The 15,501-nt window shown below is 62.5% G+C and carries 10 protein-coding genes; 5 read left to right on the top strand and 5 right to left on the bottom strand.

Features of this window, described 5'->3' with window-relative positions; translation table 11 throughout:
• Positions 1-178: 178 nt before the first annotated feature.
• Positions 179-1,156 carry an NADPH:quinone reductase gene (locus IE093_RS03675; RefSeq protein WP_189466308.1) on the top strand — a complete coding sequence of 326 codons (978 nt, stop codon included), beginning with the start codon at positions 179-181 and terminating at the stop codon, positions 1,154-1,156.
• A gap of 65 nt (positions 1,157-1,221) precedes the next feature.
• On the opposite strand, the gene IE093_RS03670 is transcribed toward IE093_RS03675, so the two are convergent.
• Positions 1,222-2,124, bottom strand: coding sequence for a MurR/RpiR family transcriptional regulator (locus IE093_RS03670; protein ID WP_189466306.1), 903 nt, complete (start codon positions 2,122-2,124; stop codon positions 1,222-1,224).
• A gap of 243 nt (positions 2,125-2,367) precedes the next feature.
• Here IE093_RS03670 and IE093_RS03665 point away from each other — a divergent pair, with 243 nt between their 5' ends.
• The 4 genes from IE093_RS03665 to IE093_RS03650 all read left to right on the top strand — a co-directional run bounded on the left by IE093_RS03665 (position 2,368) and on the right by IE093_RS03650 (position 8,105).
• Entirely contained in the window at positions 2,368-3,162 is a 795-nt protein-coding gene (locus tag IE093_RS03665) for an enoyl-CoA hydratase/isomerase family protein (protein ID WP_189466304.1), read from the top strand.
• A gap of 2 nt (positions 3,163-3,164) precedes the next feature.
• On the top strand, positions 3,165-5,348 hold the full coding sequence (locus tag IE093_RS03660; RefSeq protein WP_189466302.1) for an acetate--CoA ligase family protein: 2,184 nt from the start codon (positions 3,165-3,167) through the stop codon (positions 5,346-5,348).
• Complete coding sequence (locus IE093_RS03655; protein WP_189466300.1) at positions 5,345-6,154, top strand: enoyl-CoA hydratase-related protein; 810 nt, start codon at positions 5,345-5,347, stop codon at positions 6,152-6,154. The genes IE093_RS03660 and IE093_RS03655 overlap by 4 nt, the downstream gene beginning before the upstream one ends.
• Positions 6,155-6,284: 130 nt before the next feature.
• A complete protein-coding gene (locus IE093_RS03650; RefSeq protein ID WP_189466298.1) occupies positions 6,285-8,105 on the top strand; it encodes an SLC13 family permease in 1,821 nt (606 codons plus the stop codon).
• A 408-nt stretch (positions 8,106-8,513) separates the two neighbouring features.
• Here IE093_RS03650 and IE093_RS03645 read toward each other — a convergent pair whose 3' ends face one another.
• The 4 genes from IE093_RS03645 to betB form a co-directional block, all read right to left on the bottom strand.
• Positions 8,514-10,961 (bottom strand): acyl-CoA dehydrogenase, encoded by a 2,448-nt coding sequence (locus IE093_RS03645; RefSeq protein WP_189466296.1) that lies wholly within the window; start codon positions 10,959-10,961, stop codon positions 8,514-8,516.
• A 130-nt stretch (positions 10,962-11,091) separates the two neighbouring features.
• Positions 11,092-11,991, bottom strand: coding sequence for a DMT family transporter (locus tag IE093_RS03640; protein WP_189466294.1), 900 nt, complete (start codon positions 11,989-11,991; stop codon positions 11,092-11,094).
• Positions 11,992-12,181: 190 nt separating this feature from the next.
• On the bottom strand, positions 12,182-13,879 hold the full coding sequence (gene betA, locus IE093_RS03635; RefSeq protein WP_189466292.1) for a choline dehydrogenase: 1,698 nt from the start codon (positions 13,877-13,879) through the stop codon (positions 12,182-12,184).
• Positions 13,880-14,031: 152 nt separating this feature from the next.
• On the bottom strand, positions 14,032-15,501 hold the full coding sequence (betB, locus tag IE093_RS03630) for a betaine-aldehyde dehydrogenase (protein ID WP_189466291.1): 1,470 nt from the start codon (positions 15,499-15,501) through the stop codon (positions 14,032-14,034).

Here is a 15,501-nt window from a genome sequence, read left to right as displayed (position 1 = left end):
CGCTGATCCAGCGGTCGGCGATGGCGTCGCTATGTCTTGGACGATATTGATCCATTGGCCGATTCCGGGACTTGGGAAACAGAAATGCCTTCGCTCGGAGAAACAATTGGCTTGACCTATCCTGTCAGCAGCGCTTGTATGGTGAGCTGAGTTCGTTAGCTGAATAAGGAATATCCCGATGGCCAAGCGTATCCAGTTTTCCCGTACCGGCGGCCCTGAGGTGCTCGAGTATGTCGACGTCGAGTCCCAGGCGCCAGGCGCCGGCGAGGTTCGAGTTCGCAATCAAGCGGTGGGTCTGAATTTCATCGATATCTATTTCCGGACCGGCTTGTACCCGGTGTCGTCTTTGCCTTCCGGTCTGGGCACGGAAGGCGCGGGGTTCGTGGATGCCGTGGGCGAGGGTGTGACGCACCTCAAACAGGGCGATCGCGTGGCCTATGCTCAAGGGCCGCTCGGTGCCTATGCCGAATACCACACGCTGCCGGCCGGCAAGGTGGTGACGCTGCCGGATGGCATCGAGTTCGAGACCGCGGCGGGGTGCATGCTCAAGGGGTTGACCGTACAGTACCTGCTGCGCCAGACCTACCCGCTCAAGGGTGGCGAAACGATCCTCTTCCATGCCGCCGCCGGGGGGGTGGGCTCGATTGCCTGCCAGTGGGCGCGCGAACTGGGCGTCAAGCTGATCGGTACGGTGAGTTCGAAGGAAAAGGCGGAGCTGGCCGAGAAGAACGGTGCCTGGGCGACCATCGACTACACCAAGGAGAACGTGGTCGAGCGGGTGCGAGAACTGACCAATGGCGAAATGTGCGATGTGGTCTACGACTCGGTGGGCAAGGACACCTGGGAGACTTCGCTGGACTGTCTCAAAAAGCGCGGCTTGATGGTCAGCTTCGGCAACGCCTCCGGGGCCGTGGAGAATGTCAATATTGGCATCCTCAACCAGAAGGGCTCGCTCTATGTGACGCGCCCGAGCCTCAATGGCTATGCCGATACGCGTGAACGTCTCGAAACGATGTGCAACGACCTGTTCGGCATGCTGGAGAGCGGCAAGATCAAGGTCGATATCGCCAATCGCTATTCACTCGCGGAGGCCGCCAAGGCCCAGGAAGCCGTGGCCGCCCGCAAGACCACCGGTTCGACCATCCTGATTCCCTGATACGAGCTACGAGCTACGAGCTACAATCTGCTCGCGGCTCGAAGCCCGTGGCTCGCAGCCTCTCGCTATTCCAGATCGACATACGCCCCCAACGCCCGCATCCGCGACTCGAAGCGAGTGACGTTGTCGACCAGTTCCTCCGGGCCGTAGGCCACACACTCGGCCAGAATCACCTCGATCAGGGTAATCGCCGAGAGGATGGAGGGGAAAAAGTGGGGGGTGGAAGTGGCGATATTGAAGGTCACCGCCGCCCCCGGCACTAACGGGGAACGCAGGGTATCGGTGATCACGATGGCGTCGGCGCCGTTGCCGCGGGCGATCTCCAGGGCGCGCACCGTCTCCGCGCAATAGGGATCGAAACCGAAAGCTACCACCACGTCGCCTTCACCGAAGGGAGCCAACTCGGTGAGCATGCCGCCCTCTTGGCCACGAATGAGCTGAATGTTGGGCATGGCGATGCGCCCCACGTAGGCGAAGTGATAGGCGCAGGCGAAGGTATCGCGGAAACCGATCACAGCGACCTTGCCGGCTTGCAGCAACCGTAGGGCGGCATCGCGGACGCGTGGCTGCATGTCGGCGGTGAACAGCCGGCCGATATTGTCGTAGGCGGCATCGCCGACATCCAGGAAGACCTGGTCGTCGGTGGTTCTGGCTATCGCCTTCAGGTTGTTGGCACGCCCGGACAACTCGATGGGGCCGGCCTGAACCGCCGACTGGAAAACCTCACGAAACTGCTCGTAGCTGTCGAAGCCCAGCCGCTTGGCCAGGCGCATCAGAGTCGAGGGTGTGACATTGGCAGCGTGGGCGGACTTGCGAATCGATTGGAAAGCGATCTCCATGGGGTTGTCCAGCACATAGCGCGCCGCCAGCTTGAGCTGCCGACTGAGGTCGGGGTAGCACTCGGCAAGTGCCTGGTTGACGGCATCCAGGCTTGCTGAGGTGCCTTCCGGCAAGTGTTGGTGTTGCATGTCATTGCCCTCGATAGCCAGCGTCCTGAAACGGATGAAGTTGGCATTGTACGCGATGATTCGCACTTTTCATGAAACACATGAATCAATTTGATAGATATTTTGACACGATCGTATTGACATGCGTTCGAGCGCTTCTCTAGGATAGCCGATAACACATTCGTTTCGTTGCGTCTGTAACAAGGAAACTAATGTGTCGCTTCATCGGACTTCCTATCCAGGCGTGAACCGCCAAGGAGCAGCATGAATCCTTCGCCCAACGAAACCCTGCTGATCGAGACACAAGGTCCGGTCGTCGAGATTCGTTTCAACCGTCCCCATCGCTTGAACGCCGTGGTGGAGCCCCTTTACCGCGAGTTGCTTGTGGCGCTGGCCGCCGCCGATAGCGATCCCGAGGTGCGCGCCGTGGTGCTGACCGGCGAAGGTCGCGCCTTCTGCGTGGGTGCCGACATGAAGGAACATGGTAGTGCCACGCGCAGCTTGTATCAGCGTCGCCAATACCTGCAGCTAGGCAACGATGTCTGCGAAGCCATCTATCGACTCAAGAAGCCGGTGATCGCGGCGGTCAACGGCTATGCCCTAGGTGCCGGCGCCGAGATGGCGGTGGCTTGCGACTTCCTGTTGATGGCCGACGATGCCCGGATCGGTTTTCCCGAAACCAGCATCGGCACCTGCATCGGTGGTGGTGTTTCCAAGATCCTGCCGCAACTGGTAGGCCTCAATATGGCGCGGCAACTGCTTTACACCGGTCGTCGCATCGATGGCGAGGAAGCCGCTCGCATCGGGCTGGCCACGGCGAGCTGGAAAGCCGACAGCCTGATGACCGGGGCCCATCGCCTGGCGAATGAGTTGGCCAGACAGGCACCGGTATCCATCGCCATGTTGAAGCGGCTGGTCAACCTGGGTAGCAGCACTGATTTCGACGCCCAGTTGCAGCAGGAGCTGGATGCGGTATTCACCTGTTCCACCACCGAGGACTGGCAGGAAGGCGTCGATGCCTTCGCCGAGAAACGTACACCAAGCTTCAAGGGTTGCTGATCATGGGCATTGTCACTTCTTCCGCGGCGCGCAGCGCGCTGCACGACTTTCTTGCGCCCGACGCCATCGCCGTGGTCGGTGCCTCCCAGGATCCGACCAAGCGTGGCTACAAGGCCATGGTGGGGCTGGTCAAGGATGGCTATCAAGGCGCCATCTATCCCATCAACCCCAAGGCTGATCAGATCCTCGGCGTCAAGGCCTATGCCTCGCTTGCCGAACTGCCCGGTCCGGTGGATCTGGCGCTGATCTGTACGCCGGCACCCAGCGTCCCCGAGTTGCTGCGCGAGTGCGGCAAGGCGGGCGTCAAGGGGGCGGTGATCCTAGCCAGCGGCTTCGGCGAAACCGGCCCCGATGGAGCGCGGCTGGAGCAGGAACTGCTGATGGCGGCACGCGAAGCCGGGGTACGGGTTGTGGGGCCCAATACCTCGGGGATGTTCAACCTGCACAAGAAGGTCAATCTGCTGGCACTGGACAAGGTCAAGCCCGGTGACATCGGTATCGTCTCGCAGTCCGGCAACATGCTGCTGTCGCTGGCACTCGAGGCCCAGCACAATGGCCAGGTGGGCTTCAGTACCTATGTCGGGCCGGGCAACCAGACCGATATCGGTTTCGACGACTACCTGCGCTACTTGGGCGAGGACGAACACACCCGCGTCGCCACGCTGTATGTCGAGGGCTTTCGCGACGGTCGCCGCTTTCTCGAGGTGGCGCGAGACGTGACCGCGGTCAAGCCGGTGGTGGTTTACAAGTCTGGCGCTACCGAGATGGGGCAGAAGGCGGCCAGCTCGCACACCGGGGCGCTTGCCGGTAGCTATGCCATGACTGTCGATCTGCTGCGCCAGGCGGGAGTCAGTGTGGTGCAGTATTCCGACGAGATCCTGCCGGTTGCCGAGGGCCTGGGGCTACTACAGCAGGCACGCGGCAAGCGGGTGGCGGTGCTCGCCGACGGCGGCGGTCAGGCGACCATCGCTTCCGACCGACTGGCCGAGGCCGGCTTGGAGCTAGCTGAGTTGAGTGACACGACTCGGGAGAGACTCGCCGAGATCCTGTTGCCGCAAGCCTCGCTGGCCAACCCGGTGGATGTGGCTGGCAGCAGCGACACCAAGCCCTCGTTGCTGGCCGAGTGCATGGCGATCCTCACCGAAGACGACAATGTCGACAGCGTGTTCCTGGTTGGCATGTTCGGTGGCTATAGCATCCGCTTCGCCGAAGAACTGCTCGGCGACGAAATGCGCGGTGCCGAGTCGATGATCGAACTCAGCCGGCGTACCGATAAGCCGCTGGTGATCTACAGCCTGTACACGCCCATCAAGCCGCCGGCACTGCGCCGTCTTCACGAGGCTGGGCTGCCGGTCTACTACTCCATCGAGCATGCGGTGCGGGTATTGGCGGCACTGGGCGAGCGCGGGCACTACCTGAGCGCCTGTGCCGACCATGAGATCCCCCCGGCGGTGACGCCGGATACCGGGATTCAGGCGGTGTTCGAGCAGGCACGCTTACAGCAGCGCGACCTGCTGGAGCCTGAGGCCAAGGCGCTGCTGCGTACCCACGGCATCCAGGTACCGGCCGAAACGCTGGTGCGAAGCCCCGCCGACCTGGCCGGGATCGCCGCCAAGTTCGGCGACCAGGCACTAGCCATGAAGGTGGTCTCGAAAGACATCCTGCACAAGTCCGATGCCGGTGGCGTCAAGCTCAACTTGCGCGGCGAGCCGGCCCTGATCGAGGCCTATACGGCGATCATGGAGTCATGCCGCACCCATGTGCCGGATGCCGAGATCGAGGGCGTACTGGTCACTCCCATGGCCAGGAAGGGTGTGGAGGTGATCGTAGGTGTCAGCCGCGATCCGATCTTCGGCCCGGTGCTGATGTTCGGTCTGGGCGGGATTTTCGTCGAGGTACTGGAGGATGTGGCCTTCCGTGCCATTCCGTTGAGTCGCCATGACGCCCGCTCGATGGTGGCCCAGATCAAGGCCAGGAAGATCCTCTCAGGGGTCCGCGGCGAAGCCGCGATCGATCAGGATGCCCTCGTCGATCTGCTGCTCAAGATCTCGAGCCTGGTGGAGGCCTACCCCGAGCTCGGGGAGTTGGACTTGAATCCGGTGATCGCCTACTCGGACGGCTATGCGGTGGTGGACGCGCGGGTTATCGTGAATTCCGGCAAGGCTGATGTGGAGGTCGAGCAGTGACGTTTATCGTACCCGAGGTGAAAGATGCGCGGCTGGAGGTCGAGAACCGCGTCGCGACCCTGACTCTGGATCGCCATGACGTGCGCAATGCCTTGACCGGTACTGCCCTGACCGAGGCAATCGTGACCACGGCGGAATGGGTCAACCAGTGCGAGGAGGTGTCGGTGCTAGTGATCACCGGTGCGGGATCGGCCTTTTCCGCCGGTGGCAATGTCAAGGACATGGCCGAGCGCGGCGGCGATTTTGCCGGTGATGTGGCCGAAGTCGCTGCGCGCTATCGGCGCGGAATCCAGCGGATTCCATTGGCGTTGCAGGAGGTGGAAGTGCCGGTGATCGCCGCGGTCAATGGCCCAGCCATTGGCGCGGGCTTCGATCTGGCCAACATGGCCGATATCCGTATTGCATCGGAAAAGGCCAAGTTCGGCGAGACCTTCCTCAACCTGGGAATCATCCCCGGTGACGGCGGGGCCTGGTTCCTGCAGCGCCTGATCGGCTACCAGCGGGCCTTTGAGCTGACCTTGAGCGGCCGTGTGATCGATGCCCGGGAAGCCAAGGACCTGGGCATCGTACTCGACGTGACTGAGCATGACGAGCTCATGCCGCGAGTTCATGAACTCGCCCGGCATATCGCCGCGCAGCCGCCCAAGGCCACGCGCCTGACCAAGCGGCTGATGAAGATGGGCCAACGCATTGAGCTCAAGGATTTCCTCGATCTATGTGCCTGCTTCCAGGGCTTGTGCCATAACGAGCCAGAGCATCTCGAGGCGGTGAACCGGATGCTGGAGCGGATGAACAAGTCATCGTGATGTCGTCTTGCATACGGTGCCCCGGCTGGAGACAGCCGGGGCATTTTATTGTGAACCGACGGTGAGCATCGTAGCGTCCGGCACGGTATGCTGGACTGCGGGGCGGAGAGGCACAGGGAGGTGATGGCGAATGTCGGATACCACGCTGGTGTTCATCGTGCTGGGGGCGATCCTGGCGGCGTTCGTCTGGGGACGGATTCGCTACGATCTGGTGGCGCTGACGGCGCTGCTGGCCAGTGTCGTGCTGGGGTTGGTACCAACGAGCGAGGCCTTTCTGGGCTTTGGGCATCCCGCTGTGATCACCGTCGCGGCGGTGCTGGTGCTGAGCAAGGGCTTCGAGCGCTCGGGCGTGGTCGACGTGATCGCCGAGCAGGCGCTGAAGGTAGGCGACCGCCTGTTGCTGCAATTGCTGGTGCTGACCGGTACCGTGTTGGTGCTCTCGGCGGTGATGAACAATGTCGGCGCGTTGGCGCTGATGTTGCCGGTGGCGATTCGCATGGCGCGCGAGCACGATAGTCCTCCGTCATTGCTGCTGATGCCACTGGCCTTTGGCTCCCTACTGGGTGGCTTGATGACGCTGATCGGCACGCCGCCCAATATCATCATCGCCAGCTACCGAGGCGCTCAGACCGGGGACAACTTCGGCATGTTCTCCTTCACGCCGGTCGGAGCGGCGGTCGCCCTGGCGGGGTTGCTGTTCATCGTCCTGCTGGGCTGGCGCCTGACCCCGCGACGCGAGGGGCAGTCCTCGGCCGAGGAGCTCTTCGACACCGCCCATTATCTCAGCGAACTGCGCGTGACCGAGGACTCCAAGGCGCGTGGCTGGACCTTGCGCGAGCTGCATCAGGCGTGCGGCGAGATGATCCCGGTGCTGGCGGTGATGCGCGAGGAACGACGCCATGCCGGCCATGCCTTCATGGGGGTGTTGGGCGAAGGTGATGTGCTGCTGGTGGAAGCCGATCCCGAGCAGATGAAGCTGCTCGAGAACAAGGCCGGATTGACGCTGGGCAGTCATGAGGATGGCGATGAGACGGCCGAGGCAGTGGCGTCCGACGAGCGGGAGGACAGCGAGAATGCGCGCCAGGTCGACACCGAGTCATTGCAGTTGGTCGAGGCCGTGGTGCGCAACGACTCGATGATGGTCAATCGCACCGTGGGCCAGTTGCGTTTGCTCAACCAGCACGGGCTGCATCTGGTAGCGGTGGCCCGTGATGGGGAGCGCCTTAAGCAACGGCTGCGCGACATCCGCTTCCAACCCGGCGATGTGTTGCTGTTGCAGGGCGACGAGGGGGAGCTGGGCGAGAGTCTGGCCACGTTGGGTTGCCTGCCGCTGGCCAGTCGCAACCTGACCCTGGGGCAACCGCGCATGCTGCTGCTGTCGGTGGGCATCTTCGTCGCGGCGATCCTCGCCATGCTGCTGGACCTGTTGCCGGCTGCGGTGGCCCTGTCGTCGGCTGCGGCGATATCGCTAATGGCAGGGATTCTGCCGCTGCGCGATGCCTACCAAGCCGTCGATGGGCCGGTGATCGTGCTATTGGGGGCGATGATACCCGTGGGCCAGGCGCTGGAGACCAGCGGTGGCGCGGCGCTGATCGCCGAGTCCTTGCTGGCTTTCGGCGGACAATGGCCTCCCGTGGCCACACTGGTAGGCCTGTTCGTGATCTCGATGCTGTTGTCCAATGTGATCAACAACGCTGCCGCGGCGCTGCTGATGGCGCCCATCGCCGCCAGTCTGGCCCGGGGCTTCGACCTCTCGCTGGATCCATTCCTGATGGTGGTGGCGGTAAGCGCTTCATGCGCCTTCTTGACGCCTATCGGCCATCAGTCCAACACCCTGGTAATGGGGCCGGCCGGCTACCGTTTCGGTGACTACTGGAAGCTCGGCCTGCCGATGTCGTTGTTGGTGTTGGTGGTGGCGATTCCGATGATATTGGTGGTCTGGCCTTTGTAGGGTTTCCCTAATGCTTCGACCTTAATCGGCGTTGTGCCAACGCACCTTCTGTAGGAGCGCCCGTGGGCGCGATGGTTATGGGTTATGCCACCTCAGCCGGCCTGGCGGCCGGATCGCCGCCACGGCGGCTCCTACAAGAGCCCCAGTGCCAAAGGCAAGCGCTGGGCAACGCACCTTGTGTAGGAGCGCCCGTGGGCGCGATGGTTATGCCACCTCAGCCGGCCTGGCGGCCGGATCGCCGCCACGGCGGCTCCTACAAGAGCCCAGTGCCAAAGGCAAGCGCTGGGCTATGCACCTTGTGTAGGAGCACCCGTGGGCGCGATGGTTATGCCATCTCAGCCAGCCTAGCGGCCGGATCGCGCAATGAATTGCGTTCCCACAAACTGCTTGGAACGTTTTCAGCCTTCCCTAAGCGGCGTTGTGCCAGACCACCTTATCCTGCTGCTGGGCGAAGGCGTCGAAGGCGAAGTCGTCGACACTGAGCATATCCAGGACCTCGGCCTCGAACTCGCGCATGAAGTGTGCCTCTTCCTCGCTGAGGATACCGGCTTCCAGCGCCGCTTCGACACGCTGTTCCGGGTGCAGGGCTTCCACCGGCAGCTCGCCCTTGGCATAAGCCTTGTTGACCTTGCGGTAGATGGGCTCGGCCTTGGGGTAGTCCGCAAGCAGGGCATTGTAGCGAGCCAAGGGGTTTTCCCGCTGACCGTCCTGCTGGTCCCAGGTGTAGTCGATCAACTTGCTGCGCAGGCTGGTATGGTGGGAGACGCTCTGGGCGATCTCGCGAGTCAGGTCGTCCTTGGGTTTATGCCAGCGGCGCCCCAGCGGCATCACCACGACCGAGAGCAACTTGCCCAGCGCCCGGTTGGGTAGGTTATCGAACAGTTCGACCAGCGCTTGCTCGGCACGGTACAGCAGCGTCTGGCAACTATAGTGAAGTAGCGTCGCTTCACCTTCGACCTTGTCCGATTCATGCCAGTGTTTCAGCACCATTGACGTCAGGTAGAGGTTGGAGAGTACGTCGCCAAGACGCGCCGAGAGCATCTCGCGCGATTTGAGGTCCGCGCCAAGGCTGGCCATGGCGGCATCGGCGCATAGCCCGAAGCCAGCCGCAAGCCGCGCGACATCCTGGGCGTAAGGCGCGGCGACCTCGTCGAAGGGGGTGGCGGCCTTGCCCAATCCCAGCCGTTGGGTGAAGGCACGGGCGGCGTTGCCGAAGATCAAGCCAGCATGAGCGAAGAAGGCTTTGTCGAACGCCTGTGGGTCATTGGCTTCCTGGGCGGCCAGTTCTTCCAGCACGTAGGGATGGCAGCGGATCGCCCCCTGGCCGAAGATCATCAGGTTGCGGGTCATGATATTGGCACCTTCCACGGTGATCGCCACTGGGTTGGCGCTGTAGCCGATGCCGATGTAATTGCGCGGTCCCAAGGTCACGGCCTTGCCACCGTGAATGTCCATGGCATCGGCCAGCACGTTACGCTGGAATTCGGTGAGCTGGCTCTTGAGGATCGCCGAGGGTACCGCGGGTTTTTCGCCGTGATCGATCAGATTGGCGGTCTGCATCACCGCAGCTTGAGAAATGTAGGTGAGCGAAGCCATTCGTGCCAATGGTTCCTGGACGCCTTCCATTTCCGCCACCGGCAGGTTGAATTGGCGACGAATGCGGGCGAAACCACCGGTCCAGCCAAGTGCATAGCGGGAAGTGCCGGTGGCGCCGGAGGGCAGGGTGATGCAGCGACCCACCGATAGGCACTCGACGAGCATGCGCCAGCCCTGGCCGGCCATCTCGGGGCCGCCGATGATGGTATCCAGGGGGACGAACACGTCCTTGCCCTTGATCGGCCCGTTCATGAATGGACTGCCGATCGGGTGGTGGCGACGGCCAATCTCCAGTCCCTCGGTATTGCGGCGAATCAGCGCGCAGGTGATGCCGAGATCCTCTTCCTTACCTAGCAGGTGATCCGGGTCGAACATGCGGAAGGCCAGGCCGATCACGGTAGCGATGGGGGCCAAGGTGATCCAGCGTTTCTCGAAATTCAGGCGCAGGCCGAGGACTTCCTCGCCGTCGACGACCTGTTTGCAGACCACACCGGTGTCGGGCAGCGAGGTGGCGTCGCTGCCGGCCCGTGGGCCGGTGAGGCCGAAGCAGGGGATTTCGCGGCCGTCAGCAAGCCGTGGCAGGTAATAGTCCTTCTGCTGCTGGGTGCCGTACTTGAGTAGCAGTTCGCCCGGCCCCAGCGAATTGGGCACGCCTACGGTGACCATCAGCGTCTCGTTGACAGCAAGCTTCTGCAGTACCGCCGACTGGGCCTTGGCCGAGAAGCCCAAGCCGCCATATTCCTTGGGGATGATCATGCCGAAGAAGCCTTCCTTCTTCAGGTAATCCCACAACTCCGCCGGCAGGTCGGCGCGCTCGCGGGTGATCTCCCAGGCGTTGCACATGCCGGCGGCCACCGTGCATTGCCTGTCGACGAAGGCACGCTCCTCCTCGGTCAGGCCATCATCGCGATAGGCGAGCAGCTTGTCCCATGCCGGTCGGCCGGTGAACAGTTCGCCATCCCAGCCAACGGTGCCGGCTTCCAGGGCCACTCGCTCGGTGTCTGAGACCTTCGGCGCAACCTTCTGGAACATTGCGAAGATCTTCGGCGACAGCCAGCGGCGACGTAGGGTTGGCAGGCCACAGGCGGCGATCACGGCTGCTCCGACCAACAGCACGAGGCCAAGCAGGGGGGCGCCGAACAGTATGCCGGCGATACCAAGCACGATCAGAACACCGAGCGCGGCCGGAGCGCCGGCCTCACGGCGCATCACGATCAATAAACCGGCCACGGCCAGGGCAACGAGAGCGAGTTGGAGCATGCGAGACCTCCATCAGTGAGCAGGGGTGCTACGATATTCTAACAAGCGTTTGAATTGTTCAAGCCTAGTCCATTTGACCGATAGTGGCCAGAGGCGGTTTATCGTCGCTTCGGCAAAGGGTCTGGGCAGATCAACGTAAGAGTGGGTGGGGAGCCTTGAACAGGATGACCCATAGTGCGAGTGCGATCAGTAGCCCGCCGCTTACATGGGCCGACGTTACCTGTTCGCCAAGAAACAGGGCACCCCACAGTACCCCGAAAGGCGGTACCAGCATGGTGACCGTCAAGGGCTTCACCGGTCCGAGATCCTGCAGCAAGCGGAAATACAGCAGGTAGGCCAGCGAGGTGCAGGCTAGCCCCAAGGCCAGCATGGCCCACCAGATATCGGCATTCCACCACGCTGCCAGCGTTGGCCTGGACCCCGCTTCGAGTAGCATCAGTGGTGTCAGCAGCAGCGTCGCCCCTATCTGTGAACCTACCGCCAGAAGGCGTGAGTCCAGTCCCCCTCGCTGGGTGACCCAGCGTCGCACCAGAAAGCCCGCGAGTCCATAGCAACCGGCAGCGATCAAGCAGGCCAGGGCGCCAATCAGCAACTGGTGATCCATGGCGACCGGTCCGGTCTGTACCAGTACCGCAACGCCGATCAATCCCAGTGACACGCCAATCAACCGATCCCGCGTCATCGCTTCATGAAAGAAGCCGGCGCCAATCATCACACCCAGCAGCGGCGTGGTGGCGTTGAATATGGCTGAATAACCTGCAGGCAAATACTGCGCTGCGATGCAGAACATGGCGAAAGGAATGCCGGAATTGATCATGCCGATCAGCAGCGCGGTCAGCCCCTTTCCTTGAAAATTCCAACGCACCCGTATGGTCGCAAGAATCACGATCAAACCCAGGGCGCCCAGCAATACCCGGAGAAAAGCAGTGGAAAAGGCGCCCAACTCCGGCGCAACGATGCGCATGAACAGAAAACTCGCGCCCCACAGCGCAGAGAGCAGCAACAGGCGAAGCGTGGAATCCAGCGGCATGGAATGCCCCTTTCCTGATTGGGTGCTCTCAAGATTACATTGAAGCACCAACGCGTTACTGGCCATTTTCGGCAGTCGAGTTGGGGGCGAATCCATCGCCAGTGAGCTTACAAGCATGGGATAAAAAACACCCCACCGGGGGTGGGGTGAAGTGGGTATGCACCCATGAGATGTACTGACACGGATATCGCTATCCCGCTTGGGACCCGACCTGGGGGGCAGTGCGGGCTGGGGCACCGTTGGCGACGTAGTAGGGGGCCTGCGAGCGCGGCAACGGTTCGCGGCCGCGAATCCTGTCGGCGATCTTTTCGGCCAGCATGATGGTCGGGGCGTTGAGGTTGCCGGTAGGGATGACCGGGAACAGCGAGGCATCCACCACCCGGAGGCCGTGCATGCCGTGCACGCGCCCCTCGCCGTCGACCACCGCCATGTCGTCGTAGCCCATCTTGCAGCTACCGCAGGGGTGGTAGGCGGTTTCGGCATGAGCACGTACGAAGGCGTCCAGCTCGGCGTCGGACTGCACGTCAGGGCCGGGGGAGATCTCGCGGCCACGGTAGGGGGCCATGGCGGGCTGCTGCATGATCTCGCGGGTCAGGCGAATGGCATCACGGAATTCCTGCCAGTCCTTGTCCTTGGACATGTAGTTGAACAGGATGCTGGGGGCTTGGCGCGGGTCGAGCGAGGTGAGGCGGATACGTCCGCGGCTTTCGGAGCGCATCGAACCGACGTGGGCCTGGAAACCATGAGCCTGCACCGCACTCTTGCCATTGTAGCTGATGGCGATAGGCAGGAAGTGGTACTGCAGATTGGGCCACTCCTCCTCGTCGCGGGTACGGATGAATCCGGCCGCCTCGAATTGGTTACTGGCGCCGATGCCGGTACCGAGGAACAGCCACTCGGCACCGATCTTTGGCTGGTTGTACCACTTCAGCGCCGGATACAGCGAGATCGGCTGCTTGCATTCGTACTGGATGTACATCTCCAAGTGGTCCTGGAGATTTTCGCCGACGCCTTTCAAGTCATGCACTACCGGAATGCCGAACTCCTTGAGATGTTCGGGGTTGCCGATGCCCGAACGCAGCAGGATCTGTGGAGAGGCGATGGCACCGCTACACAGCAGCACCTCGCGGCGAGCGCGGGCTTCCACCGGCTGGCGCTTGTGCAGATAGCTCACCCCCACGGCACGCTTGTTTTCGAACAGGATGCGATCGGTGGTGGCACGGGTGACGATGGTCAGGTTGGGCCGCTGCCTGGCTTGATCCAGATAGCCCCGGGCGGTGGAAGCGCGACGCCCGTTGGGCGTGACGAAGCGGTCCATGGGACCGAAGCCTTCCTGCTGGTAACCGTTGACGTCTTCGGTCTTTGGGTAACCGGCCTGTACCCCAGCCTCGATGAAGGCATGGTAGAGGGGGTTGTTGCCGGGCTTGGGAGTGGTCACGCTGACCGGCCCATCACCGCCATGATAGTCGTTGGGGCCGATGTCACGCGTTTCAGCCTTCTTGAAATAGGGCAGGCAGTCGGCGTAGGTCCAGTCCTCGAGACCGGATGCCTTGGCCCAGTTGTCGTAGTCCAAGGCATTGCCGCGGATGTAGCACATGCCGTTGATCAGCGAAGATCCGCCCAGTCCTTTGCCGCGGCCGCACTCCATGCGGCGGTTGTCCATATGGGGTTCCGGGTCGGTCTCGAACGCCCAGTTGTAGCGCTTGCCCTGTAGGGGATAGGCCAGCGCGGCGGGCATCTGGGTGCGGAAATCGAAACGATGGTCCGGGCCGCCGGCTTCGAGCAGCAGCACGCTGACATCGGCGTCTTCGGTGAGGCGCGTGGCCAGCACGTTGCCGGCCGAGCCGGCGCCGATGATGATGTAGTCGTATTCATGGGTCTGAGACATGATGCCTCCTGAAGAAATCTGCCGGAGAGGGGATATCCGTACCGGGAGGCATGAAAGCGAAGCGTCATTTTCAGGGAAGAAAATGCCGAGCGCCCAGGGATGGGTTCATAGCGTCTTCGCGTCATGCCTCCCGGTATGTTGGGAGCAACTCGTTAGAACACCGCTTGGAACGGTCCCATTTCCACCTGGATCGACTTGATCTGGGTGTAATGGTCGAGCGTCGAGATGCCGTTCTCGCGGCCCACACCGGACTGCTTGTAGCCGCCCACCGGCATCTCCGCCGGCGACTCGCCCCAGGTGTTGATCCAGCAGATGCCGGCTTCCAGACGATGGATGGTGCGGTGTGCGCGGGCCAGGCTCTCGGTGAAGACGCCGGCGGCCAGACCATAGTAGGTATCGTTGGCGCGAGCGATCACTTCATCCTCGTCGTCGAAGACCAGCACCGACATCACTGGGCCGAATATCTCTTCGCGCACGATGCGCATATCGTCGGTGCAGTCGGTGAATACCGTCGGGGCTGCCCAGGCGCCATGAGCGAAGTCACCTTCGGCCATCGGCTCGCCGCCGGCCAGGACCCGGGCGCCTTCCTGCTTGCCGAGCTCGATATAGGACAGCACCTTGCGCTGATGTTCGAAGCTCACCAGGGGGCCGAAATTGACCTCGGGATCCAGGGGGTTGCCGGCCTTGATGCGTGCCACGCGCTCCTGGATCCTGGCTTCGAAGGCATCCTTGACCGAACGATGCACGAACACTCGGGTACCGTTGGTGCAGACCTGGCCACTGGAGTAGAAGTTGGCCATCATCGCGGCGTCGGCGGCGCGATCCAGTTCGGCGTCGTCGAACACGATCAGCGGTGACTTGCCACCGAGCTCCATGGTCACATCCTTCAGCGTCGAGCCTGCGGCAGCCGACATCACCTTCTTGCCGGTGCCCACCTCGCCGGTGAAACTAATCTTGTCGAGGCCTTCATGGGCGGTGAGCATCTGCCCGACGCGACCCTCGCCGTGCACCACGTTGAACACTCCGTCGGGCAAACCGGCCTCGGTGAAGATCCCTGCCAGCTTCATGGTGGTCAGAGGGGTGACCTCGCTGGGCTTGAAGACTACGGCATTGCCCGCGGCCAGTGCCGGTGCGGACTTCCAGCAGGCGATCTGGATCGGGTAGTTCCAGGCGCCGATGGAGCCGACCACGCCCAATGGCTCGCGACGGGTATAGACGAAGGAGGACTCGCGTAGCGGAATTTGCGTGCCCTCGATGGCTGGAGCCAGACCAGCGAAATATTCGATGGCATCGGCACCGGTGACGATGTCCACCGCTGCGGTTTCACTGATCGGCTTGCCGGTATTCAGGGTTTCCAGTTCTGCCAGCTCGTCATTGCGCTCGCGAAGCAGGCTCACCGCGCGATTGAGAATGCGCGAGCGCTCCATGCCGGTCATGGCGGCCCAAACCTTCTGGCCTTCACGAGCCGAGGCCACGGCGCGGTCGACATCGGCTTGCGAGGCTTGCTGGACCTCGGCCAGTAGGGTGCCGTCGGTGGGATTGATGACCTGGAAGGTTTCACCGGAGGTGGCATCCACACGACGGCCACCGATATAGAGTTGCTGGAGTTCGAGCGTCGCCAT

Source organism: Litchfieldella qijiaojingensis, from assembly GCF_014651875.1.
Classification (GTDB): Bacteria; Pseudomonadota; Gammaproteobacteria; order Pseudomonadales; family Halomonadaceae; genus Litchfieldella; species Litchfieldella qijiaojingensis.
The sequence above is the reverse complement of the archived record's forward strand: the minus strand, read 5'-3'. Positions and strand labels throughout refer to the sequence as shown.